This is a genomic window from Mesorhizobium sp. M0830 (genome assembly GCF_040319965.1).
In the GTDB taxonomy this organism is placed as follows: Bacteria; Pseudomonadota; Alphaproteobacteria; order Rhizobiales; family Rhizobiaceae; genus Mesorhizobium.
The window spans coordinates 1-681 of record NZ_JAMYOR010000153.1 but is presented as its reverse complement, the minus strand read 5'-3'; the positions used below and the strand labels follow the sequence as shown (position 1 = coordinate 681).

Sequence of the window (681 nt, the reverse complement as noted above, 5' to 3'; positions counted from 1 at the left end):
AGGTGTGCCGTTGAAACATGTTCTTGTCATTGACGATGATGCCGCAATGCGGCGCCTCATCGCCGAGTATCTCACGATGCATGCCCTGAAGGTAACCGCAGTCCACGATAGCAAGCAGTTTGACTATGTTCTTTCACGTGAGCCAGTCGATCTCGTGGTTGTTGACCTTAACCTAGGCCGGGAGGATGGACTTGCGATCGTCCGCAATCTGGCGACAAAATCGGATGTTCCTATCATAGTGATCAGCGGCGACCGGCTTGATGAGGCGGAAAAAGTGGTTGCACTGGAGCTCGGCGCAACCGATTTCATTCCCAAGCCTTTCGGGATGCGCGAATTCTTGGCCCGCATTCGAGTAGCGCTACGCCAGCGCATTTCTAGTCCGCGAACCAGAGAGCAGCGCTCATTTCGCTTTGGGGCCTGGAAGCTCAGCGTGAAGCAGCGGCGACTGATCTGTGCGGAGCGTGGCGAGGTCAAGCTTACCGCATGTGAGTTCAATCTCTTGATCGCATTTCTGGAGAACCCCCGCAACGTGCTATCCAGAGAACGGCTTTTGCTCGCGAGCCGTGTGCGTGGAGAAGAGGTGTACGATCGAAGTATCGATGTCCTAATCATGCGCTTGCGCCGAAAGCTGGAGGCTGATGCGGCCAACCCTCGCCTGGTCAAAACATCCCGTGGCGCAGG

The 681-nt window shown here is 55.9% G+C and carries 1 protein-coding gene; it reads left to right on the top strand.

All coding sequences use genetic code 11. From position 1 onward, the window contains the following. Nucleotides 1-10: 10 nt before the first annotated feature. Nucleotides 11-681: two-component system response regulator VirG (gene virG / locus NKI20_RS33640; RefSeq protein WP_352556354.1), on the top strand; the 671-nt coding region annotated here is incomplete at its 3' end.